We start from the raw sequence: 21,945 nt of genomic DNA, 5'->3' as shown, positions 1-21,945 counted from the left end.
TATTTATGATTGCAAACCTCGTTCAAATATTCCAATCATCTGTTCAAGTGATTTCTCCAAATCAACATCAAGTTTAAATCCTTCATGCTTGTTTAAATCAACAATGCCGTGCAGTATACTTCGGAATCCGCGGATAGCATGAATCTTTTCTGTTTCATTCAATTCGTATGCTGTTAAACGATCAGCTATCAGTTGAACAAGCTTTTCACCGATTTCCCCAGTTCCGCCAAGAAGAGAGGAGGAGTACAGGCCAGGATGGGAAGAGCCAAAATGAACGTATGCCTTTGCTAGAGACAATAGCGGCTGCTTACCCTGCTTCGTATCTGTTAAAGCTTCATATAGTTGTTTTTGGGCAGCTTCGGCCATTGCATACTTAATTTCTTCTAAGTTTTTAAAATGGTTATACAAAGAGGGCGGCTTAATGGATAAGGAGCGGGCGATGTTAGCCATTGTGACTGCTTCGTATCCTTGTTGTTCCGCTAATGAAAGAGCAGTGTCGATGATCATTGTTTTTGTGAGCTGCATTCTAGGCACGTTACCTCACTCCTTTATCAGCACGCAGGATCGCATGCTTCATAGGAAGCAATGGTTCATGAAGCAAGTCTCCATGTCCGACAGCGAGAACCTTAGGTTCAAAGTCTGCTAGCTTTTTAGCGGTTCGAACCGAAATTTCCTTACTCCAGGTAGCCCAGCTCGGAAATGGGAACTGCCATCTTAGATCACCAGATACTGCAATTCCGCCTCTAAGCTGAAACGCGTCTCCGACAAGGAGTGCACCATCTCGATGGTCGAGCAATGCCAGCATACCTGGTGTGTGCCCCGGCGCTGCTATCACTTCAAGTGATCCAACACGGTCACCTTCACGCAAGAATCTATCTGGTTTTGTCTTGATATTTTTCGGATAACCGCCCTTGATCGGCAGACCAGCTTCCATTTTCGTTTTGTTTTGAAGTATATCCCACTCCATCTGCGATAACATGACCTCAGCATCAGGCAATGCATCTTTCAAGCTGTCCAGAGACCCAATATGATCTGAATGAGCATGTGTTAAGACGATTTTAGTAATCGGTTTGCCAATTGTACGGGCCGCGGAGAGAATAGAAGATGCTGAAGAGGCTAGAGCTGCATCGACCAATGTTAGTCCGTTTTCTTCTTCGACCAAATAACAGTTCACCGGAAATAATCGCGGCATAAAAGTGAGCTGATATAGATTGTGCTGTTTTTGTATACGCATGTATTATCACTCCAAACTAATGGTATTAGTTAAAATATAAACTAATAGGATTAGTTTTACAAGGATTTATTTTCCATCTCAACCGAATGTATGTTACGGTGTAACTAAATCTAAGGGAAAAAGGAGGAGGAAGATGTATCGTTCTGGACTTCAGCACTGGGGAGTAGGGTTGATTTTATTTGCTTCCTCACTGCTATTGTTGGGAACAGTGTTACAAACGCCTATCCTGTTTATCGTCGGGTTTTTAGTACAGGTAGTTTCTCTTGTTTTACTGGCCATGTGTGCAGGAGATAAACACGCTTAAGGAAAGATCGTTAATCGGTCTTTCTTTTTTATTACAAATGTTTACCATCTTATGTACACTTAAAGAAAAGGAATTACCAAGGAAAAGAGGCTAACTCACATGCGGACAGTAAGCTGGAAAATATTTTGTTTAGCTCTGTTTCTTAGTATTGCTTGGTTCTTTTTGATTGATCTCTTTACCATTAAAACCAACCATGTGAGCGGGAATGGAAATTTGGGATTGCCCTTTTATCCACTAGCTTGTTTTTTTCTATTTGCAGTAATGTATTTCTTATTCGTAATTTATATTAATAAGCTGGGAAGTTCTTCATACCTGCTGCATGCAATTACAGTTCTTCTCACCGGTGCATGCATTTATCTTAGCCTTACATTTGCTATAAAGAAGTATGAGCTGCGAATTGCGGAGCTAGAACGGACAATGGCTGTAAGTAAAACGTTTATACAGGATTATGGTTGGCTCGACATCCATTTGAACAACTTATACTTCAACGTATACACGTACATAGCTGCTGTTTCCCTGGCCCTACTACTAACCGGGATATATTGCATCGTCAGGAGGAAACTACAATGAAAAGACAGATTATCGCTCTTGGCGGCGGTGGGTTTTCAATGGAACCGGATAATTTAGCGCTTGATCGATATATACTTTCTCAGAGCTCTGAAGACGAGCCGCGTGTTTGTTTCATTCCCACAGCCAGTGGAGATAGTGAGGATTATATCCAACGTTTTTATAAGGCCTTTCATCAATTGCCATGCAAGCCTGGTCATCTATCTTTATTCGAGCCGTCGTTTCTAAGTCTGCGTGATTTTGTGATGGAGCAGGATATCCTGTATGTCGGAGGGGGAAGCACCCGAAATATGCTCGCACTTTGGCGTGAATGGAAGATGGATAATATATTAGCTGAAGCTTACCGGAATGGAGTCATCTTGGCAGGACTAAGCGCAGGGGCCAATTGCTGGTTTGAGGAGGGGCTCACCGATCCTTTGAACGGTCCGCTTTATGCAATAAATGGACTTGGTTTTCTATCAGGCAGTGTATGTCCTCATTTTGATGGAGAAGCGAAGCGCAGACCAAGTTACCTAGAAGCAGTCGGAGGAGGAAGTATGAAAGAAGGTTATGGAGTGGATGATTATGCTGCCTTGCATTTTGTGAATGAACAGCTGAGCCGTGCTGTTTGTTCTCGGAAAGGTGCTGCTGTGTATAAAATAAACAGGCAAGAAGACGGAAGTTCTGAAGAAGCAATTCCGACTGCTTACCTGAATTAGATTCAGCAGTTACATTTCAACAATAAACCAGTGAATATGGGAAGCGGTTTCGGAGATCAGCTGCTTTTTCATCAATTCGGCTTCTTCCAACGTATCGAATAACTTGCACATTGTACTGCCAGTCTCTTTCAGGCAGCGAATGTCATCCTTCTCTTCACGCATGATCACATACGCCAATATCCATCCCTCATTTTATAGTTTTCTAAGATGTGTTTTGTTTAGAAGATTATATATCGAAGAGGAACTGTTGTATAGCAGTTTTTTGTAAAAAATTGAAAAAACCAAGGAAAATTATACTAGGAAATAAAAAAACCTTACAGCTAAAATGCTGTAAGGTTTTTTTGCTTAGCGGAAGAAGGGAAGATCTGTTGCCCCGACTAAACGAGCATAAATGAACAACTGACCTTTGTGATGCAGTTCATGATCATACATAGCTTGAAGATAAAGTTCTTTCTTACCTTTCATACTCGGTATCTTCGCTTCGTTTTCTTGTGCTAGTTCATCATCAGTGATAGTATCAAAAGCTTGTGCTGTTTGGTCTGTAAATTGCTTGACAGCTTGCTTTAGATCTTCCATCGTATGTACTTCAGGGAGGTTTGGAGGTGTCATTGCTTCCGTTTTCACCATATTTACGAACATATTGCTTGAGCCAGCTACATGGAGAACCAGTTCGCGAAGCGTCATTGCATCTTCCCATGGTTTAAAATCCAGATGGCCATCTTCGATTTGGTCAATCAATTGGATCAATACATTGCGATGCTGAAGCCAAATTTCTTTCCAGTGCTTTGTTTTATTCATGATGAACGCTCCTTTTTGGTAGTTTCTTCTACACTATAAACAAAAAAGTTATATGTTGTCATTTCTTAGAGACTGGATAAATCTGAAGCCTTTTTTATTCACACGCATAATCATCCTTGTCCCGGTCAAATTTGCGTTGATAGGCAGGCTGAGTGCTTGGTACACCCTCTGGATATGTTTTTCTCAGTTCGGTGCAATTGGCATATTGTGTTGATTTATTTGATGAGCTGTCTACTGGTGTTTCGGAAGTGTCCTGACTAGTGGCACAGCCGTCGAATCCGCGATCTGTCACATAGCCATTTTGCTGCCAAACTGCTTCATCATCTTTTTTGGCAGTTGCTAGTGCTTTCTCGAAAGTATCAAGGTATCTTGTATTTGGCGGGTATACATAAGCTACACGTGCCAATCCTTCTTCCAGTAATGTCTGCTGCACGCTCACTCCATCAGCATATACATAGGCAAGCAAGCGACCATACTTGTCCGTTCTTGATTCAACATCGAATTCCAGCTTCAGCTTTTTCGCATCCGCCACTGGTTCTTCGTTGCGTTTGCTGTCATCCTTACTATAGGGCTGAACACATTTGTTCGGCGCTTTCGTCTCAGGAGTATCTACAAGCAAGTACCGGACTGTTTCTTCCTGTCCGTTATAGTTCACTTTTATTGTGTCGCCATCCACTATTCTGATTAGGGTAACTTCTATTTTGTCAGTTGTACCTGACGTGATCGTGGGTTCGGATTTCGTATCGGTCTGTTCTGTTTGGATTACACCACAGCCACTGATTAACAGTATTACAATGCCCATCCAAACAATAGGGTATATTTTTTCTCATGATGTACGATAACTCTTTCTAGCTGCATTATATTTATCATAAGAGGGAAGATATCGTTTCACAAGGGCAAAAAGCAGGGCATCGGATAGATGCCCTGCTTTTTTATTCTGGTATATAAGGAAGATCCAATGCATCGGGCATATTGATGACATGTGTTTCGGCGTATGCAAGCAAACCTTCTTTGCCATACTCGCGGCCAATACCGGATTGTTTTACGCCGCCAAATGGAAAGCGAACGTCCAAGCCTTGGATGGCAGCAGTATTGATCATCGTCGTTCCGGCTTGAATCCGCTTGGCTACTTTAATCGCATGCTCTTGCTTGCCCCAAACCGAGCTAGTCAGGCCATAGATGCTTTTATTGGCAAGATGAATCGCATGCTCATCATCCTTGAACGGTAAGATAGGGACAGTCGGACCAAACTGTTCTTGTTCGACAATCGGATCATCATAATCCGCACCAAGCACAAGCGTTGGCTGCATAAAGTATCCTTGTTTGAATAGATCTTCATCCATTATTTTACCCAGTTTGATGACTTCAGCCCCTTTTTGTTTACTGTCATCAATCAGCCCCTGGACAAATTCCATCTGCTTTTTGTTATTTACCGGACCAATCGTAACGTCTTCTGCGAAGGGGTCACCAACGCGAATCCACTTGTCAGCAGCTTCCCGATATTTTTCAATAAATGATTCGTAAATAGATTCATGTACGTAAACACGCTTGGCAATCATACAAATCTGGCCTGCCGTCAGGAAGTTCGAAATGACAATTCGGCGCATTGCTTTTTCATCATTCACATCAAAGTCATCCAGGACAACGGCAGCGTCATTGCCGCCGAGCTCCAATGTCATATGCTTGATTGTATCGGCCGCTGCTTTCATAATGTGCTTTGCTGTTTCTGTTCCGCCAGTGAATGCAATTTTAGCCACTTTAGGATTGGAAGTCAGTTCGACGCCAACTTCGGCTTCGCCATGCACGAGATTCAAAACGCCGGGCGGAAACTCTTCGGCAATTATCTCGGCAACTTTGCTGACTGCCAGCGGGGCAAGAGGGCTTGGCTTCAGGACCATCGTATTGCCTGCAAGTAAGGCAGGGGCAATCTTAATTGTGGAGAGTGAAATCGGATAGTTCCAAGGAGAAATGGCGCTGATTACCCCGATTGCATCACGAGCTATGATTGTTTTACCGCCATCATGCTCGTTTACTTCATCTTGAAGTACTTCCATGACATTATCACAGGCAAACTCCATCCACATCAGGGACACAGCGATTTCGCCCTTCGCATCATATAATGCTTTCCCGTGTTCCCGGGATAGGAGAGCGGCGATTTCTGACGTGTTATCTGTTATCTTTTGGATAGCTCGGCGCATACGCGTGATTCGATCCTCAAATGAAGACTGCCGCCACTCGGTGAACGCTTGATCAGCGGCATCGATTGCCTGGATAGTTTCGTCTTTCGTATTAAGCGGGGCATAGCCAACCACTTCTTTTGGATTGGCTGGATTTTCTCTAGGAGCTTGTTTTTCGGCTTTATGTTTTTTTCCATTAATGATGCTATCAATCACAATTGGTTCTGCAGACATGTCAAGCACTCCGTTTCTATTGAATTGGTTTTACTATACCCAAAAGAGAAGACAATAATTATAGGCGGTGGTTATGCGTCACAAAGAGAGGGAATGCTATAGTAGGTATGTTAGGAACAGGAGGTCTTTTATATGGATTTAAAGGGTAATAAAGTATTGATTACGGGCGGAGCATCCGGTATTGGCTTTGCTTTCGCAGAACGTTTTTTGCAGGCTGGCAATGAAGTGATAGTATGCGGCAGAAGAGAAAGTAAGCTGCAGGAGGCAAAAGACAAGCATCCGGAACTGATTACACGTGTATGTGATGTTACGGTTGAATCCGAGCGTACTGCGCTAGTTGAATGGGTAAAACAAGAGCATCCAAATGTAAATGTACTAGTCAATAATGCAGGAATCCAGCAGCGCTTCAATGTTTTAGAAGCAGATGCGGTAAATGACTGGGCATATTTCAATAAGGAAATATCCGCCAATATTGAAGCGCCATTCCATCTATCAATGCTGTTTGCTCCGTTCTTTGCTTCCAGCGGGAAGAAAGCAGCCATTATAAATGTGACCTCAGGACTTGCGTTCACACCAATGGCAATCGCACCAATCTATTCGGCAACAAAAGCCGCATTGCATTCATTCACGATGAGTCTCCGTTTGCAGCTTGCTGAAACGGAAGTAGAAGTGATTGAAGTTGCTCCGCCGGCTGTTAACACAGATCTGGGAGGAGCAGGCATCCATACATTTGGGACACCAGTTGATGAGTTTGCAGAAGGGATATTCAAAGGGCTGGCCGAAGGGAAGGAAGAAGTAGGTTACGGTACTTCCGCCAAGGCCTTGCGAATGTCACGTGATGAAATTGATGAAGCTGTAAAGAATATATACAGCAGAGTGAAGTAATGAGGAAAGAGCTGATCTCTTAAGATCAGCTCTTTTATTTATTTCAATTTTCCATATCCAAGATGATGCAAAGCATTTTTCAGATTCGAAATGGTAGTTATCGAGTTGAACTCGATGCCGAGTGATACCATCGTCTGTGCAATTTCCGGGCGGATACCCGTGATGATCGTTTTAATTCCGCTTACACGAAGGGATTGAACAATTTGGACAATCTGATTGGCTACCATTGTATCAATCATCAATACGCCAGAAACATCCAAGACAAGGTGATCCAATCCCAAGGCATTGCCTTGTGTCAATGCAGTCTCCATGATCAATTTGGCCCGATGTGTGTCGATCTCGCCGACAATAGGTATAACAGCCAATCCTTCGTAAATCGGCACTACCGGAACTGACAATTCTTCCAGCGCACTGTAGGCAATACTAACCATCTTCTTATTATGTCTCTCAAACTGTCTTCCAATTTCGAAGCTGACTACCTCCAGCATCGGATCGATGATTTTTGAAACATCCAGCATGGTAATTGCAGCAAAATGCCGCTCCTCCAGTTCAACCGTGAATATATCCCAAATAACACTGCGAAAGCTGGAAACGTATTGCAACGTAGCAGTCAAAGAAACATTCATCTCCGTAGCAGCTTGTCCAGCCCACGAACCCCAAGCTAAAAAGCTCTTTTCCACTTCTTCCTTGTTATCTTCAGCAAAAAGAATAGCCCCGATATTAGATACAAGTTTCGCATTGAATTTGGATAACTGCTCTTTCGGGAGAGATAAAATACGAAGCTCTTTATTTAATGTCGAATCGAGGTTTAAAAGTACAGATTCGGCAATGATGTCCTGGTTCTTCTGTATCTTCTCCCCTATATATCTCAATTCGTCTTTCATACTGATGTCCCCTTTTATTGTGTGTACTACTTTAAGAATAATCTAAGACCGAGTGGAATGGAAGTTAAAAGTGGTATAAATAATACTCCTTTTATTAGGGATTTGTGGCTAACTATCTTCATCTAAAATTATTATGTACATCTGTCATTCGTCTTATAAGGTTACAAAGAGGAAGTGGCTTAGTAGTAAGAAAAAATAATAAAAATGAACATATCCCAGTAATAACTAGAATACGTTCATTGATTAAAGAATTTATCCTGCATTAATAACTATTAAAAGGCTTTCCTTCTATAAATGAAGGTAGTAAGTCCCCAGGAGGTTCCATAAAATACAATACCAAGAACCAAGGCACTAGTATAGAAAATCGATACGGGCAGATTAACTAGGAAATCTGTGAGTGACGTCAACCTTTCCCCGAAGTAGGACACTATAGGAGGAACTATACCTGCTAAGACTAGGAAGCTGACTAACGCAAATGGAGAACTATAACCTGGTTTAATGATATATGACATCGGCAGGTAAAGAGATAACAGTAATAAGGCAATACTGCTGCCTATGGCAATGTCTGGGATTGAAAAAGGTCTATTGAAAATATACATTAAGGCACTCGTCACCCCTGTTGCCAAAATGATAAATACAATTGCGCCGAGAAAACGAGAGGCAATAATTTCGTTCCGTGTATAAGGCAGCGAATTCAATAGAATGTTTGTCTCTGGCTTTTCATCATAAGCAATCGTATTAACTGGAATTATGATGCTGGCAAGCAGAAATATAAAAGCTGGGTCATGTTTGCCCATTAAGACAAAAAATAATATTAATAATAGAAATACTAACAGTTGTCTTTTTAGTAGGATAAAGTCACGCTTGATTAAATTAAACATGCTGTATACCGCCTTTCAAATGAAACATGATATCTTCAAGTGAGGCCCGCTCAATTACAACACTATCTCCAAAAGTACTTTTCACAATATTAACGTTTTCCGTTAATGCTTCAAACCCAGTTGATAATCGGTTTATATGGACGAAAGCCTTCTCTGTATCGCTATCCAGATACTCTGTTCTTCCTTTAACAAGTGCGTAATTCTCCGTAATATCGTGTATGGAATCATTAAAAACTAATTCCCCGCCATTTATAAATGCTATGTAATCTGCGATGCGATTCAAGTCTGTGGTTATATGCGTGGAGAAGAAGATGGTACGATTGCCGTCTAGCATTAATTCTTGTAAGACTCCTAGCAGCTCACGTCTGAAAATAGGATCCAAACCTGCTGTCGGTTCGTCCATGATGATCAGTTCTGCATGGTGTGACAATGCGATTGCTAAGGATGCCTTCATTTGCATTCCTTTGGAGAAATGTTTAATCGACTTATTAAGCGGAAGCTCAAATTGTTCCGCATATTGGGAGAATAGAGCATTATCCCAATGTTTGTACGCTGGTGCGACAATACGTTTTATATCTTTTAAATTCAGATTTTCGAAATATACATTAGCATCGTAAACAAAACCAATTCGTTCTTTGATCGCTTTTTCATGTGTCTTATAGTCCAAGCCAAATTCCTTCACTTCACCAGCATCTGGCTGTAAAAGATTCATCATCAGCTTTATCGTTGTCGACTTACCAGCGCCATTGGCACCAATGAATCCATGCACAAAGCCCCGCTTTACTTGCAGGTTAATATTTTCTACAGAGAAATCTTTAAATTTCTTTGACACGCTTTTGAATGCTACTACGCTTTCCACTGTTTCACTCCTCATATAAAATCCTTATCAATTGCTGCAAGTCATCAAGGGATAAACCGATCTCCTTGCTGTTCGCAATGACTGCACTTAGCTGCTCTTCAATCACTTTCAGTTTTTTCTCTTTTATAAATTCTAAATCTTGTTCGGCAACAAATGAGCCTTTGCCGACAATAGAGTATATAAATCCGGCCTTTTCCAATTCCTCATAAGCCCGTTTCGTGGTGATAACGCTGATCTGTAAGTCCTGTGCGAGTTTGCGCATGGAAGGAATAGCATAGCCCTCCGGCAGTTCACCTGATAAAATGGACGATTTAATTTGATTTGTAATCTGCTCATAAATCGGCTCCTTTGAATTGTTGGAAATAATGATTTGCATGTGATCCCTCTTATTCTATTTTTTGGAGATAAGTCTCTCGATGATTTCTGAGATTGCCACAATAAGCAGTGCAACGGTGTGGACAGTCATGATCATATTGAAGTATGGGTAGGTGTAAGGTGTTATCCATTCGGAGAAAAGTGATGAGTCTAGGATACTTCTGAACATTCTTGGAATAAAGCTATCGCCATCGTTTATTCTCGGTTCCCAGGACGTACCATCAACCAGTATAAAAACTACCTGTACAAGTAGGAAGATACCGAGGATGGTTATCCAGCGCCGCAACGGAGTTAAAGTTGGGGCTTTTTCCGTGCCATTCATTTTAAAGTTGCCTCCTTTTAATATTTTGTAGAATACCTAATATTGTATATGTAATATGTATACAATATATACAAAGATGAGGATGGATGCAACCATTATTGTAAAAATAAGGATAATAATTAGAGGTTGATTTGTTCCATTGCGACTTATTAAAGAGCTCTTACAATCTTAAGCCTTTGGCACATAGGCTTCTCTATAATTGAATTAATAGATTTAATAGAGCTTTTAATAGAATGATAGGTAAGTTAAAATTTAATATATTCAGAAAAATTATCCTGTATAGTATGGATGAGAGAAGAAGTGAATCAATTCCTGATGGAGTATAAATAATTTTTGGTAGGGTGAATAAATCATGAAATCAGTTACGGTTTACCATTATGATGCATTTAGTAAAGAACCTAATAAGGGAAATCCTGCTGGTGTAGTGTTAAATGGAGATGAATTAACAGATGCTGAAATGCAAGAGGTTGCTAACAAAGTGGGTTTTAATGAAACTGCTTTTTTGATTGAATCTGATGCAGTTGACTTTAGGATACGTTTTTTCACACCGGTTAATCAAATTGGTATTTGAATAAGTATTCATATCGGTTCCACCAAAGTAAAAAAGCCCCCCAAGAGGGAGCTTTTTAATATTATTTTAGGTTATATAGGCCTGTTTTTGTTCCAAATATACCTTCTTGTACTTGTAATTGAAGCCCATCTGCTTCTGCAACTTCTGGTGCTACTTCAAATACAACTTTACCGCTGATCTCAGAATCAGGGTTTACTTCTTGTAGGAAGAAGGAGTTATCAATGCTGCCGTCTTCTGACTGGTTAGCAGACATTGAAGCTTCCGAGCTTGCTTCATATGTTTTGTCACCATTTTTAAGCTTTAGGTAACTGCTATCAAAAGTAACTGCTTCATTTCCGTTGTTTTTGAAAGTTACATCAAGAACGATAAATTGTTGATCAGTTTCGGTTGGTAGAACGGATGGTCCAACAGATTGTGTAGTCTCGAAATTATCCACTGTATAAGTTACTGCACCAACTTCAGCAGTATCACCAAGACTAAATGTTTCTTCTTCGTTACTGGCTTTTTTCTCACTATTATTAGAGCTATCAGATCCAGATGTTGAAGATGTATCATCTCCACCGCCACTTGCTACACCTATAATAATTCCTATAACTACAATGATACCAATAATTGATAGACAACCAATTCCAAACTTCTTCACGTTGTGTTACTCCTTTGTATGTGTATTGCGATACCAAATAACCAAACTATTGAACTTATATAGTGCCAAATATGTATGCGTAAGTTTAAGTGCTAACAAAGTTTGGTTAAATGTACTCAGCATAAAAGATTATATACTATACATAGATACAATGCACTATGTTTTTGATGAAATTGTATATTTATCTTTAATGTGGGATTCAATTTATATCTTAGAAAGTATTATGGCTCTTTAAATAAGCAGGCTAACCAATTATTGAAAGATTTGTAGTTGAATTATAGAGTATTTGGAATTAAAAGGTAATGTGTTGCATTGTAAGGCTGTCACCAACAATCGTTAACAATTCACGAATTCCGTTCACCCTCCGACTCTGGTTTACATAAGCTACATGGACTAAATAAATACCTGACGCAGCAACCCTGAAGAGAGCAAGGAGGGGTTAACTTTTGAAGGATAATGACTACAGGCCAAAACAATTACTCACCAAACGAGAAAAAGAAGTCTTTGAACTATTGGTTCAAGATAAGACAACCAAGGAAATCGCCCAAGATCTGTTTATATCAGAAAAAACAGTGCGGAACCACATATCGAATACGATGCAGAAACTGGGAGTAAAGGGACGGTCTCAGGCTGTAGTGGAGCTCCTTCGCATGGGGGAACTGAAGCTATAAACAGGCAAGAGCTCTGCCTGTTGATGCACATAGCTGTTGTAAGCAGATATAGAGTACCGGCTTGCTGTGACGGCTATTTTAAAACCGACTGTGATGGTCGGTTTTTTTGTTTCTGCAGAAAATGTTTAAGCCCTAAAACATTCACTAACTCATGCAAGAGTAAATCGCTTACAATGTAATTGTTAGATACATAAGCGAAGGAGATAATATGATGAATTACATAGAGAGAATACGCTATAGTGAAGTGCCTGCACCCGCTGAAACAGCTGCAGTGTTACCAGTGGATCTGAATGATGAAACGATGCGGCTTCATAAAGAGAAGATTGTTGCTCAGATGAAAGACGCCGGACTGGATGTTCTTCTTGTTTACGGAGATCGTGAACATGGTACAAACTTTGGTTATCTTACAGGTTTTGAGCCGAGATTCGAGGAAGCTGTATTGGTTTTGCATCGTAATGAGAAGGCTTACTTGTTATTAGGCAATGAGTCTCTTCGAATGCAACAATACAGCCGTATAGAAGCAGAAGCTATTCTTGTACCGTACTTTTCACTGCCGAATCAGCCGATGCCGACTGAAAAGACATTTGCAGAACTTATTGCATCCTCGGGTGTGAAAGAAGGTATGCGTGTCGGTATAGCAGGATGGAAAATGTTTACGAGTCCTTATGAAGACAATCATCAGCTGTTTGATACGCCGTATTTTATCGTCAGCGCTATAAAAGAGTTAGTGAAAGATTCCGGAAGTGTTTTAAATGCCACTTCATTATTCATTCATCCAGGTTCGGGGGCCCGTACTTTAATGAATGCAAACGAAATCGCTCATTATGAATTTGGCGCGTCACTTGCATCATCCCGAATTTTACGAGTGCTGGATAATATAGAGCCTGGAAAAACAGAGATGGAGCTCGCGGATGGACTGGCTGCCTATGGACAGCCGAATAATGTCCAGACGATTTGTGCTACGGGTGATCGTTTTACGAACGCAGTAGTGGCGCCAAGAGCGAAGAAAGTAGAGATTGGTGATAAGTTTTCAGTAACATTAGGCTACAGAGGAGGTCTTACTAACCGTTCAGCATATATTGTATCATCTGCGGAAGAGCTGCCAGCGGATGTGTCTGATTATATGGAGGCAGTTGCTAAGCCTTATTATGCAGCCAGTGTAGCTTGGTATGAAAATGTGAGGATCGGTATGACTGGCGGAGAGATGTATGAGTTAATAGAATCAGTCCTGCCTAAAACAGAATACGGATGGAAGCTTAATCCTGGTCATTTGACTGCTGGTGAAGAATGGATGTCTTCTCCTATATACCCCAATTCAGAAATGCCACTTGCCAGCGGCATGATGCTCCAAGTGGATATTATCCCTAGTATTCCAGGCTACGGCGGAGCGAATGCCGAAGATGGTATTGCTCTAGCGGATGAAAAACTACGTACAGAACTGTCCGATCAATACCCGGAATTATGGGAGAGAATCCAAAAACGCAGAGAGTATATGATCCACACGCTCGGTATTCAGCTTCGCCCAGAAGTGCTTCCAATGTCTACGATTAACGGTTATTACCGTCCTTATTTATTGAATAAAAAGCATGCTTTCACAGTAAAGAATCAGTAGTTAAATACAATTTTAGTCTTCTAAAAAGAACTTTCTAAAAAGGAAGTTCTTTTTAATTTGGATTTTATTGCTTATGACAAGATAGAATTATACATATCACTTTCTTAACTGTAGGGGTTAAAGAAAATAAATTTATGTTATCCTGTAAAAACAAGAAAATTTTATCTGGCAGAAAATGCTATTTATTTTTTAAAAGGAGTGAAGTAAGTACTAATGAATGAAATAACGATCAACAATAGTATTGCAATTAATATCTTTATAGGCGTAATTATTGTACTGATAGCAGCCGTAGTAATTGCTTTAATAGCGATCCGTAAGAAAAAGCGGGATGAAGATCAAGGTCACACGCAATCTAAAAATCACGCCCAATCCAAGAGTAAAACAGATAGTGATGGAAACTCGTCCTTATATACGCATACGCCATTGATGGGCGCAGATTCAGAAAATGATAGCAATCATAAACGATACCACGACACAGATTTAAGTTCCCAGTCCTATGATTCCGGTCCGAGCAGCCCTTCCTATGATGGTGGAGGTTCTGATGGCGGTGGGGGCGGCGGAGGAGAATAATTACATATTGTTTTCCCCTCTATATTAAAACCGGCTAACGAGCCGGTTTTTTTGATGGCGGCAGGTTTCTTCGTTATTTGTCGAAACTGTACAACAGATTGGCTAATTGTGGTAAAAGTGTAAAGGGAGAGGAGCAGAGCGTTTCGGAACAGTTACTGAGGAGGAATAATATGAATGAAAATAGGAAAGTGTTTCTCATAAATACTGTTATAAGTGGTTTCTTTGCTTTTTTCATTGCAGATTTTTGTGCTGCAGGTACGATCGGTGAAAATCCTACCGACCAAAAGTACGTAGCCCCAGAGTTCTTCGTAATCTTAGTGATATGGGGGATCGGTTTCTTATTTGGATTGATAACCTCACTTAAAATTCCATCTGAGCAATTCCATGTTTTCGCTCTTGTTATGATTTGGGTTTCCATACCGCTTGGCTTTGCAATTGGAATGCAATGGGCTTTATGGGCTAATGAATTGAGTGCAAATATTTTCGATTCAACAAGTTATAGTTGATAGACAATGTAACACGTTTTATTACGAATCCTAATTCAGATTATACTTGCAAAAGCAGGTATCCCTCCGAATCTGTCGAAACTGTACAGAAAAGGAGGGTTTTCCATGGAAATTGTGAAAAGTCCGTCTGTCGCTCCAGTCATTGCGTCGCTGCCGAGTTTGCAGCAGCAGATTTACAGGGATGTTCGAGAAGCTTTTGTGCGTGTTACTGAAGCAGGGGAATATTATATGGCCGATGAAGATGATGAGATTGTAATGATGCCGTTCGCTGAGATGCATCAGTTGTCGATCGCTGAAGTAGCTTCACATTATAGCGCAGCGGAGTGCACTATCGCACAATTCCAGGCAGCACATTTGGGAAGCTCTCCGCCGGCGGATTTTGAGAAGTGGGCGATGAAGAAGGGGAATACGGTTGTCAGCCGATTTGATGATGTACAGAAGTGCACCATGGTCAGCATCAATGGATGCAAAGCCATACCTTATCATGAACTGCCGGTGTCTTCTTTCTCTGAGTTGTTTCGATCCTATACATTCAGCGCTTTGTTTAAATAAAAGGTAGCGAATAGCCGACTCCGATGAGTCGGCGTTTTTTATACGTTGAGCTTTGGCGAGGGCGAATTACATGCAGTACAGCGTTTTTAACTGTATCATTAAGGATAGGATAGAAAAGTCAGATATCGATCGACACCTTGTAGGGGGATGTACATGCACGATTATATGGTAACGAATCAGTTCATTTTTCTCTTCGCGCTGCTGCTTATTGTAAGTGTAGTGGTGACGAAGTTTTCGACGAGGCTGGGTGTCCCGGCACTTGTCTTATTCATCGCGGTCGGAATGATTGTAGGAAGTGATGGGTTCGGTCTTGTTTATTTTGATAATGCGCATTTGGCGGAGGCAATTGGTATCTTCGCACTGATAGTCATTTTGTTTGAAGGCGGTCTTCATGCAAATTGGCATTCAATGAAGCCGGCGCTTGCCCCGGCAATCACCATGGCGACAGTAGGGGTGCTGCTGACAGCGGCAATCGTCGCTGTTGCTGCGCACTATATCTTCGATTTGGCATGGCTTGAATCTGTTTTGATTGGATCAATTGTCGGGTCGACAGATGCAGCTGCGGTGTTCTCTGTCTTGAAAGGACAGAATGTTAAAGAAAAGCTTGCAGCGACATTAGAGGCAGAATCCGGTACGAATGATCCGATGGCTATGTTCCTGACAATCACTTGTATTGAACTAATCAGCGGCCATGGCTCCAGTGTCCTTTCCATGATCGGCAGCTTTATATGGGAAATGGGAGCAGGCGCAGCAATGGGACTGCTGATCGGATTCATAGCTGTAACAGCAATCAATCGGATCAATCTCGATACGAGCGGTCTTTATCCGCTGTTCGCGCTCTCATTCGCTTTGGCAAGCTACGGTTTGACATCTGTTATCCATGCTTCCGGATTATTGGCTGTGTATGTGAGCGCCTTGTATATCGGGAATGCGGAAATCACTTACCGCCGTTCGATCATACGTTTCAATGAAGGCTTCGGCTGGCTGATGCAGATTTGCATGTTCGTCCTGCTTGGCTTGTTCGTTTTCCCTGGGGAGTTATTCACACCGAGCCTGATGATTAAAGGCTTCTTGCTGTCACTCGTATTGATCTTCCTGGCACGTCCATTAGCAACCTTCCTTTCCATGTTACCTTTCAAGTATACAGCCAAAGAGAAAGTGTTCATTTCCTGGGCAGGCCTGAAAGGTGCGGTCCCAATCGTGCTGGCACTCTTCCCGCTCATTGCGGGTATCGAAAATGCCCAGCTGATCTTTAATGCTGTTTTCTTCGTCGTCCTTTTATCGACTGTTCTGCAGGGCTCTACAGTCACAGCGCTTGCGTCGAAACTTAAATTGGTGGACCCACCGACAACGAATGAAATTGAGACACTCGAACTGATCAGTATAGGACGGAACAATCTTGAGATGGTAGAATATAAACCAACGGAACTGAATGAGATATCAGGCAAACGGCTGGAGGATCTCAGCTTCCCTGAGACGACGCTGATCAATGCCATTCTCCGCAGCGGCGAGATTATTTCACCGAACGGACAGACAGTCATCAAAGCAGGCGACACATTATATATAATGGTTGCCTTGCAATATAAGAAACAACTTGCAAAATATTTGCGCAGGAATAAATTAAAGGAAGAATAGCAGGAGGAATGAATGGTGCACGACACACTGACAGCCGAAAGAATTGCAGCGATTGAAAAGGAGCTGCGACATATTGCCGCAATCATCAAGCAAAAAGGACGGGAGATTCTCCTGCAGTATCCGATTACGGCACCGCAGTTCGTCGCGCTGCAATGGCTGGCGGACAAAGGGGATATGACGACTGGCGACCTTTCCCAAACAATCAGGCTTGCAATCAGTACGACGACTGATATCGTTGACAGGCTGGAGAAGAATGAGCTTGTGAAACGTGTGCGTGACGAAAAGGACCGGCGTATCGTACGTGTGCATATCCTGGAAAAGGGAGAGCTGATTATCTCCGAAGTGATCAAAAAGCGTCAAGCATATCTGCAAGAGCTGCTGGAAACTTTTTCTTTGGAAGAGGCAGACCAGCTGCAGTTGCTCTTACATAAATTACACGGTAAAATGAATGATTACGAACAGCTAGAGGCTAAAACAGAGAAGAAAAAGAGGAGATAAACGTGGATTATCCGATTGGTGTCATTGATTCAGGAGTAGGCGGCTTGACCGTTGCAAGGGAGCTGATGCGTCAGCTGCCAAAGGAAAATCTTATCTATGTCGGGGATACACTGCGCTGTCCATACGGTCCAAGACCGGAGGGAGAAGTAGTGGAATTTACATGGGACATGGTGAATTTCCTCCTGGAAAAGAACATCAAGATGCTTGTCATCGCCTGTAATACAGCGACAGCTTTTACATTGGAGGAGCTGAAGCAGAAGCTTGATATACCGGTTGTCGGTGTTATTGAGCCAGGTGCCCGTGCAGCAATTAAAACGACAAAAACAAATCACATCGGTGTACTCGGTACAGAAGGTACGACCCGCAGCCATGCGTACCGTAAAGCGCTTAAAAATATCAATAGTGAGCTAGAAATCGAAGGGCTCGCTTGTCCAACATTCGTTCCGATGGTGGAAAAAGGTGTTGTGTCCGGCCCATTGGCTCGACAGGTCGTCCAAGACGCATTGACTCCATTAAAGGATTGGAAAGAGATGGACACACTCATCCTTGGGTGCACGCATTATCCGATCATCAAACCAGTGATTGAAGAAGTGATTGGTGAATCGGTGGAAGTAATCAGTTCCGGAGATGAGACAGCCCGTGAAGTAAGTGCAATTCTAGGCTTCAAACGAAAGCTCTATGAAGGAGATCGTCCTGTCAATCATCAATTCTATGCATCAGGAGATACGCATCTGTTCATGAAGATCGCGAATATGTGGCTGCAGCGTCCAGTTAATGAAGTCGGACGTATCCAGCTCGGCAGCAAACAGTCTATTTGAAGAAATATGGTCTAAAACCTTTGATGGCTCGTATACATGATAGTACAAACCATCAAGGGGGAAGAAGTGCGTATGAACAAAAAGATTGCAGGTCTTTTCACTAGCGTAATAGGCCTTTCCATTTTATTGGCCGGATGCTCCTTGAAAGGAGAACAGGCTATCGACGAAGTGGATGTGCCGCAGGATACAACTTATGTGGACGAGCTGGAGGAAAATGCGCTTGAGCCTGGCGCAGCGGAAGCACCAGCCGAAGGTGAAGCACCGGCTGAAGGAGAGGCACCAGCAGAAGGTGAAGAGAAACAGCCTGAAGAGGGTGCGAAAGAAGGCGAATCCGCTACCGCAAAACGTCAGTTGTTCCTGATGGATGCCAATGGAATGGTTGTACCGATGACATTCGAATTGCCGCAAACAAATGAAGTAGCAAAAGAAACGCTGGAATACCTTGTGAAGGACGGTCCAGTAACGGACATGCTTCCAAATGGCTTCCAAGCCGTTTTACCGGCGGGAACAACGATCAATGGAATTGATGCGCAGGAAGACGGCACACTGATTGTCGACTTCTCGAAGGAATTCAATGAATATGAAGCAGCCAGTGAGAAGAAGATCCTTGAATCCATCACGTACACATTGACACAGTTTGAGAATGTGAAAAATGTGAGCATCCGCGTAGAGGGACAAGACCTGGCGAAAATGCCGGTTGATGGCACACCTATCGGGAAAAGTTATTCCCGTGCTGACGGTATCAACTTGATGGATAATGGCATCACTACGGTGAACAGCCAGTCAGTGACGCTCTACTTCCCGGCAGAAGCAGTAGATGGCACACCTTATGAAGTGCCAGTCACAGAGCGAATGAACAGCAATGCGGAAAACGACTACGAAGAAATCGTCAATGCATTGATTGACGGCCCAGCAATGGACAGCAATCTGTCCAACGTCTTCAATACAGGCTCTGCACTAGCTTCTGAGCCAACACTGAAGGATGGCGTCCTCAACCTGGAATTCAACACAGAAGTGTTGAGCAACGTGGATGAAGCGGCGATTACAGATCAGCTTATGGAAACACTCGTCATGAGCTTGACAGAGCTTGAAGAAGTCGAAGCTGTATCTGTTAAAGTAGAAGGCGTGGAAGAAGTGTTCAACGAGCATGGTGAAGCATACGCTGAGCCTGTCTCAAGAGAACAGTACGTTCCAGCTGAAAAATTGTAAAATGGGAAAGCCCGGTCATTTGACCGGGCTTTTTTATTGCAGGTAAAAGGATGCTTTCTGTTGATATCAGTTGGGAGGGGTGTATACATACTGATGACCGGATTATCCAAGAGGGAACAAACGATGTTCCATCAGAGAAAGTGGAGCAACTAAGAAGCTGGCTGGGTAATAGTACCATCCTGGCAGGGTGATTTCGAATCAATTGCTGGTTGCAAACATTGTCTATTTGGATGTTAATCATCTCATCGCGTTCAGGAAATCGATAAGCAGTTATTGTTTGACAGGTAAAGTCTAAGTAGTTATCATAGATACGTAAAGTCTATGATTGGAGTGCAGCAAATGAAATTCACCAAAGCGACGAATTACGCTCTGCATACGATGCTTTATTTAGCCAAAGAAGGAGCGAGTCAGCAGCCGATCGGAGTACAGCAGCTTGCCAATCATCAGCAGGTTTCACCGACTTATTTGTCTAAGATACTCACCAAGCTGGTGAAAGAAGGCCTTATTACATCTTCTTCGGGAGCAAATGGTGGATATAAGCTCAGAAACGGATGGCAGCAACTCTCCTTTTTTGATATTATCCAAGCGATAGAAGGGAAAGCCTCGATCTTTGAATGCAGCTTGCATGACGAGCCTGCTTGTGTCGTGAAGCGAGTAATGGAAAAAGCAGAAGAGCAGATGGAGCAGGAGCTACGTCAGACAACTATAGCTTCTTTGCTAGAGGGTAAAAGCAGCAAATAAAAGCTGTTTTTTCTTTCGTACAATCATAGACATTATAAGTCTTTTAAATCTGTGAAGGAGTGTGGACAATGGAAAAATGGGATTGCGGTATAGTTGGCGGCGGTGCAGCAGGGATGAGTGCAGCGCTTCAACTTGTGAGAGCCAGAAAGAATGTGATTATTTTTGATAATGATACCAACCGAAACCAGGTGACTCAAGAATCACATGGATTCTTAACGAGAGATGGTATCACACCAGCTCAATTCAGGGAAGAAGCCAGACGTGATCTGGCAAAATATCCGAATGTCACATTTATTTCAGCTGATGTGACTAATATAAAGCAAAATGATGCAGCTAGTTTTGTGATAGAAACACATGACAGCCCTTACTTAATAAAAAAGATCTTACTGGCGACCGGTATTAAAGAATCTTTCCCGGCAATCCCTTCCATTGCTTCATTTTATGGTAAGAGCATTTTCTCCTGCCCATATTGCGACGGGTATGAACGAAAAGATGAGCCGCTGATTCTGTTTGCTGAAACAGAGTCTGGTATTCGCCATATGGGGAAATTGCTGCTGAACTGGACAGGGGATCTTGTCATTGCATCAAATGGATATGAAATTGATCAAAATACTTTTTCTTTGTTCGAAAAGCATGGTGTAATAATCGAGGAGGCAAAGATAGTGGACCTTATTGGAGAGAATGGGATCCTAAAAGAAGTTGTCTTTGAAAACGATAATCGAATGAAAAGGACAGGTGGCTTTGTTGTCCCGGAATTCGTCCGCAAAGATAGACTGGCTGCCTGTTTGGGGTGCTCATTTGATGAACAAGGCAGACTGATGGTGAACGAACTCGGACAAACAAGCGTGCCGCATATCTATGCCGCTGGTGAATATGTAAATCAAGCACCTTCTTCTCTTTTGCTGGCAGCAGCTGACGGTGCAAGAGTGGCGGCAAATATGAATATGCACTTTGTTGAGTCCCGTTTTAGCTGATTTTTGAAAAACGTTGAAAGGCGAGCTATACTTTAATAGAAGCTCGCCTTTTTTCATACATATTAATATTTGGGTACTATCTAGGGTAATAGACATACATAAGATTTGAATGGAGTGATTACAATGGAAAAAATCATCATCGCGACAAAAAACGCAGGAAAACTGAAGGAATTCAAAGCCTTTTTCGGAGAATACGATATTACAGCTTACGGACTTGATGAATTATCAGAGCAATTCGATGATATCGAAGAAACAGGCACGACATTCGAGGAAAATGCCGCGTTAAAAGCAGAAACAATGGCTGGCCACTTGCAGGTTCCTGTACTTGCGGATGATTCCGGTCTGGAAATCGATGCACTTGAAGGTCGTCCGGGCGTCTACTCAGCTCGTTATGCCGGAGAAGAAAAAAGTGATCAAGCAAATATGGATAAAGTGCTGGAAGAGCTAAAAAGTGTACCGAAGGGGGAGCGTACGGCTCGATTCGTTTGTGTATTAGCACTTGCGCAGCCGGGGGAGGAAACATTCTATGCGAGAGGCCATGTGGAAGGTACGATCACGGAAGAACCAAGCGGCGAACATGGCTTTGGCTACGATCCCGTCTTTCAGCCAGAGGGCTATGATAAAACGATGGCCGAGCTAAAGCCGGAAGAGAAGAATCAAATCAGCCACCGGAAACAGGCAATGGTTCACTTGGAAAAATGGCTGAATGACCAAGCGAAATGAGGGC

General features: G+C 42.3%; 27 protein-coding genes and 1 pseudogene. 16 read left to right on the top strand and 12 right to left on the bottom strand.

Going from position 1 to position 21,945, the window contains the following annotated elements; all coding sequences use genetic code 11:
• Positions 1-3: 3 nt before the first annotated feature.
• The gene (locus SFC25_RS06530) at positions 4-525 is read right to left on the bottom strand and encodes a TetR/AcrR family transcriptional regulator (RefSeq protein ID WP_411214595.1); all 522 of its coding nucleotides are present in this window, start codon (positions 523-525) and stop codon (positions 4-6) included.
• 10 nt (positions 526-535) lie between these two features.
• Positions 536-1,234, bottom strand: a complete 699-nt coding sequence (locus tag SFC25_RS06525) for an MBL fold metallo-hydrolase (RefSeq protein WP_411214487.1) — start codon at positions 1,232-1,234, stop codon at positions 536-538.
• A gap of 133 nt (positions 1,235-1,367) precedes the next feature.
• Between SFC25_RS06525 and SFC25_RS06520 the strand changes: the two genes are divergently transcribed.
• Complete coding sequence (locus SFC25_RS06520; protein ID WP_411214486.1) at positions 1,368-1,538, top strand: hypothetical protein; 171 nt, start codon at positions 1,368-1,370, stop codon at positions 1,536-1,538.
• A 566-nt stretch (positions 1,539-2,104) separates the two neighbouring features.
• A complete protein-coding gene (locus SFC25_RS06515) occupies positions 2,105-2,803 on the top strand; it encodes a Type 1 glutamine amidotransferase-like domain-containing protein (protein ID WP_411214485.1) in 699 nt (232 codons plus the stop codon).
• Positions 2,804-2,812: 9 nt separating this feature from the next.
• Here the strand turns inward: SFC25_RS06515 and SFC25_RS06510 are convergent, their stop codons facing one another.
• The 4 genes from SFC25_RS06510 to SFC25_RS06495 form a co-directional block, all read right to left on the bottom strand.
• Positions 2,813-2,980, bottom strand: coding sequence for a hypothetical protein (locus SFC25_RS06510; RefSeq protein ID WP_366247347.1), 168 nt, complete (start codon positions 2,978-2,980; stop codon positions 2,813-2,815).
• Between the two features lie 168 nt (positions 2,981-3,148).
• Complete coding sequence (locus tag SFC25_RS06505; RefSeq protein WP_411214484.1) at positions 3,149-3,601, bottom strand: DinB family protein; 453 nt, start codon at positions 3,599-3,601, stop codon at positions 3,149-3,151.
• A gap of 94 nt (positions 3,602-3,695) precedes the next feature.
• Entirely contained in the window at positions 3,696-4,403 is a 708-nt protein-coding gene (locus SFC25_RS06500) for a thermonuclease family protein (RefSeq protein ID WP_411214483.1), read from the bottom strand.
• A 130-nt stretch (positions 4,404-4,533) separates the two neighbouring features.
• Positions 4,534-6,012: an aldehyde dehydrogenase family protein gene (locus tag SFC25_RS06495; RefSeq protein WP_411214482.1), complete on the bottom strand. Its 1,479-nt coding sequence runs from the start codon at positions 6,010-6,012 to the stop codon at positions 4,534-4,536.
• A gap of 132 nt (positions 6,013-6,144) precedes the next feature.
• Between SFC25_RS06495 and SFC25_RS06490 the strand changes: the two genes are divergently transcribed.
• A complete protein-coding gene (locus SFC25_RS06490; RefSeq protein ID WP_411214481.1) occupies positions 6,145-6,897 on the top strand; it encodes an SDR family oxidoreductase in 753 nt (250 codons plus the stop codon).
• 38 nt (positions 6,898-6,935) lie between these two features.
• On the opposite strand, the gene SFC25_RS06485 is transcribed toward SFC25_RS06490, so the two are convergent.
• The 5 genes from SFC25_RS06485 to SFC25_RS06465 form a co-directional block, all read right to left on the bottom strand.
• On the bottom strand, positions 6,936-7,781 hold the full coding sequence (locus tag SFC25_RS06485) for an STAS domain-containing protein (RefSeq protein ID WP_411214480.1): 846 nt from the start codon (positions 7,779-7,781) through the stop codon (positions 6,936-6,938).
• 272 nt (positions 7,782-8,053) lie between these two features.
• A complete protein-coding gene (locus tag SFC25_RS06480; RefSeq protein ID WP_411214479.1) occupies positions 8,054-8,662 on the bottom strand; it encodes an ABC-2 transporter permease in 609 nt (202 codons plus the stop codon).
• Positions 8,655-9,521: an ABC transporter ATP-binding protein gene (locus SFC25_RS06475; protein WP_411214478.1), complete on the bottom strand. Its 867-nt coding sequence runs from the start codon at positions 9,519-9,521 to the stop codon at positions 8,655-8,657. The genes SFC25_RS06480 and SFC25_RS06475 overlap by 8 nt, the downstream gene beginning before the upstream one ends.
• 4 nt (positions 9,522-9,525) lie before the next feature.
• Complete coding sequence (locus SFC25_RS06470; protein WP_411214477.1) at positions 9,526-9,897, bottom strand: GntR family transcriptional regulator; 372 nt, start codon at positions 9,895-9,897, stop codon at positions 9,526-9,528.
• A gap of 15 nt (positions 9,898-9,912) precedes the next feature.
• Positions 9,913-10,218 carry a YfzA family protein gene (locus SFC25_RS06465; protein ID WP_411214476.1) on the bottom strand — a complete coding sequence of 102 codons (306 nt, stop codon included), beginning with the start codon at positions 10,216-10,218 and terminating at the stop codon, positions 9,913-9,915.
• Between the two features lie 352 nt (positions 10,219-10,570).
• On the opposite strand from SFC25_RS06465, the pseudogene SFC25_RS06460 reads away from it, so the two are divergent.
• Positions 10,571-10,780, top strand: a pseudogene (locus tag SFC25_RS06460) (PhzF family phenazine biosynthesis isomerase); the annotation flags it as partial.
• Positions 10,781-10,850: 70 nt separating this feature from the next.
• Here SFC25_RS06460 and SFC25_RS06455 read toward each other — a convergent pair.
• A complete protein-coding gene (locus SFC25_RS06455; RefSeq protein ID WP_411214475.1) occupies positions 10,851-11,432 on the bottom strand; it encodes a DUF4352 domain-containing protein in 582 nt (193 codons plus the stop codon).
• 446 nt (positions 11,433-11,878) lie between these two features.
• Here SFC25_RS06455 and SFC25_RS06450 point away from each other — a divergent pair, with 446 nt between their 5' ends.
• The 12 genes from SFC25_RS06450 to SFC25_RS06395 all read left to right on the top strand — a co-directional run bounded on the left by SFC25_RS06450 (position 11,879) and on the right by SFC25_RS06395 (position 21,941).
• A complete protein-coding gene (locus tag SFC25_RS06450; protein ID WP_366247326.1) occupies positions 11,879-12,103 on the top strand; it encodes a helix-turn-helix domain-containing protein in 225 nt (74 codons plus the stop codon).
• 208 nt (positions 12,104-12,311) lie between these two features.
• Positions 12,312-13,715, top strand: coding sequence for a M24 family metallopeptidase (locus tag SFC25_RS06445; RefSeq protein ID WP_411214474.1), 1,404 nt, complete (start codon positions 12,312-12,314; stop codon positions 13,713-13,715).
• A gap of 213 nt (positions 13,716-13,928) precedes the next feature.
• Positions 13,929-14,285 (top strand): hypothetical protein, encoded by a 357-nt coding sequence (locus SFC25_RS06440; protein ID WP_411214473.1) that lies wholly within the window; start codon positions 13,929-13,931, stop codon positions 14,283-14,285.
• 170 nt (positions 14,286-14,455) lie between these two features.
• Positions 14,456-14,791 (top strand): hypothetical protein, encoded by a 336-nt coding sequence (locus SFC25_RS06435; RefSeq protein ID WP_411214472.1) that lies wholly within the window; start codon positions 14,456-14,458, stop codon positions 14,789-14,791.
• Between the two features lie 105 nt (positions 14,792-14,896).
• Positions 14,897-15,343, top strand: a complete 447-nt coding sequence (locus SFC25_RS06430; RefSeq protein WP_411214471.1) for a hypothetical protein — start codon at positions 14,897-14,899, stop codon at positions 15,341-15,343.
• A 153-nt stretch (positions 15,344-15,496) separates the two neighbouring features.
• Positions 15,497-16,978, top strand: coding sequence for a potassium/proton antiporter (locus tag SFC25_RS06425; protein ID WP_411214470.1), 1,482 nt, complete (start codon positions 15,497-15,499; stop codon positions 16,976-16,978).
• 12 nt (positions 16,979-16,990) lie between these two features.
• Entirely contained in the window at positions 16,991-17,476 is a 486-nt protein-coding gene (locus SFC25_RS06420; RefSeq protein ID WP_366247320.1) for a MarR family winged helix-turn-helix transcriptional regulator, read from the top strand.
• A gap of 2 nt (positions 17,477-17,478) precedes the next feature.
• Positions 17,479-18,294, top strand: coding sequence for a glutamate racemase (racE, locus tag SFC25_RS06415; protein WP_411214469.1), 816 nt, complete (start codon positions 17,479-17,481; stop codon positions 18,292-18,294).
• A gap of 72 nt (positions 18,295-18,366) precedes the next feature.
• On the top strand, positions 18,367-19,503 hold the full coding sequence (locus SFC25_RS06410; RefSeq protein WP_411214468.1) for a GerMN domain-containing protein: 1,137 nt from the start codon (positions 18,367-18,369) through the stop codon (positions 19,501-19,503).
• A gap of 339 nt (positions 19,504-19,842) precedes the next feature.
• Positions 19,843-20,244 carry an RrF2 family transcriptional regulator gene (locus tag SFC25_RS06405; RefSeq protein ID WP_411214467.1) on the top strand — a complete coding sequence of 134 codons (402 nt, stop codon included), beginning with the start codon at positions 19,843-19,845 and terminating at the stop codon, positions 20,242-20,244.
• Between the two features lie 68 nt (positions 20,245-20,312).
• A complete protein-coding gene (locus tag SFC25_RS06400) occupies positions 20,313-21,218 on the top strand; it encodes an NAD(P)/FAD-dependent oxidoreductase (protein WP_411214466.1) in 906 nt (301 codons plus the stop codon).
• A 123-nt stretch (positions 21,219-21,341) separates the two neighbouring features.
• Positions 21,342-21,941 (top strand): XTP/dITP diphosphatase, encoded by a 600-nt coding sequence (locus SFC25_RS06395; RefSeq protein ID WP_411214465.1) that lies wholly within the window; start codon positions 21,342-21,344, stop codon positions 21,939-21,941.
• Positions 21,942-21,945: the final 4 nt, after the last annotated feature.

The sequence above is a fragment of the Terribacillus saccharophilus genome, assembly GCF_046592595.1.
Classification (GTDB): domain Bacteria; phylum Bacillota; class Bacilli; order Bacillales; family Amphibacillaceae; genus Terribacillus; species Terribacillus saccharophilus_C.
This window is presented reverse-complemented; position numbering and strand designations above follow the sequence as displayed.

Bases quoted from the DNA above. Each gene is read 5' to 3' on its own strand.
- SFC25_RS06445 (WP_411214474.1), top strand. From the start codon at position 12,312: ATGATGAATTACATAGAGAGAATACGCTATAGTGAAGTGCCTGCACCC.
- SFC25_RS06485 (WP_411214480.1), bottom strand. From the start codon at position 7,781: ATGAAAGACGAATTGAGATATATAGGGGAGAAGATACAGAAGAACCAG.
- SFC25_RS06430 (WP_411214471.1), top strand. From the start codon at position 14,897: ATGGAAATTGTGAAAAGTCCGTCTGTCGCTCCAGTCATTGCGTCGCTG.
- SFC25_RS06500 (WP_411214483.1), bottom strand. From the start codon at position 4,403: ATGGGCATTGTAATACTGTTAATCAGTGGCTGTGGTGTAATCCAAACA.
- SFC25_RS06530 (WP_411214595.1), bottom strand. From the start codon at position 525: ATGCAGCTCACAAAAACAATGATCATCGACACTGCTCTTTCATTAGCG.
- SFC25_RS06465 (WP_411214476.1), bottom strand. From the start codon at position 10,218: ATGAATGGCACGGAAAAAGCCCCAACTTTAACTCCGTTGCGGCGCTGG.
- SFC25_RS06495 (WP_411214482.1), bottom strand. From the start codon at position 6,012: ATGTCTGCAGAACCAATTGTGATTGATAGCATCATTAATGGAAAAAAA.
- SFC25_RS06505 (WP_411214484.1), bottom strand. From the start codon at position 3,601: ATGAATAAAACAAAGCACTGGAAAGAAATTTGGCTTCAGCATCGCAAT.
- SFC25_RS06410 (WP_411214468.1), top strand. From the start codon at position 18,367: ATGAACAAAAAGATTGCAGGTCTTTTCACTAGCGTAATAGGCCTTTCC.
- SFC25_RS06490 (WP_411214481.1), top strand. From the start codon at position 6,145: ATGGATTTAAAGGGTAATAAAGTATTGATTACGGGCGGAGCATCCGGT.
- SFC25_RS06395 (WP_411214465.1), top strand. From the start codon at position 21,342: ATGGAAAAAATCATCATCGCGACAAAAAACGCAGGAAAACTGAAGGAA.
- SFC25_RS06435 (WP_411214472.1), top strand. From the start codon at position 14,456: ATGAATGAAAATAGGAAAGTGTTTCTCATAAATACTGTTATAAGTGGT.
- SFC25_RS06515 (WP_411214485.1), top strand. From the start codon at position 2,105: ATGAAAAGACAGATTATCGCTCTTGGCGGCGGTGGGTTTTCAATGGAA.
- SFC25_RS06470 (WP_411214477.1), bottom strand. From the start codon at position 9,897: ATGCAAATCATTATTTCCAACAATTCAAAGGAGCCGATTTATGAGCAG.
- SFC25_RS06420 (WP_366247320.1), top strand. From the start codon at position 16,991: ATGGTGCACGACACACTGACAGCCGAAAGAATTGCAGCGATTGAAAAG.
- SFC25_RS06425 (WP_411214470.1), top strand. From the start codon at position 15,497: ATGCACGATTATATGGTAACGAATCAGTTCATTTTTCTCTTCGCGCTG.
- SFC25_RS06440 (WP_411214473.1), top strand. From the start codon at position 13,929: ATGAATGAAATAACGATCAACAATAGTATTGCAATTAATATCTTTATA.
- SFC25_RS06520 (WP_411214486.1), top strand. From the start codon at position 1,368: ATGTATCGTTCTGGACTTCAGCACTGGGGAGTAGGGTTGATTTTATTT.
- SFC25_RS06400 (WP_411214466.1), top strand. From the start codon at position 20,313: ATGGAAAAATGGGATTGCGGTATAGTTGGCGGCGGTGCAGCAGGGATG.
- SFC25_RS06525 (WP_411214487.1), bottom strand. From the start codon at position 1,234: ATGCGTATACAAAAACAGCACAATCTATATCAGCTCACTTTTATGCCG.
- SFC25_RS06480 (WP_411214479.1), bottom strand. From the start codon at position 8,662: ATGTTTAATTTAATCAAGCGTGACTTTATCCTACTAAAAAGACAACTG.
- SFC25_RS06405 (WP_411214467.1), top strand. From the start codon at position 19,843: ATGAAATTCACCAAAGCGACGAATTACGCTCTGCATACGATGCTTTAT.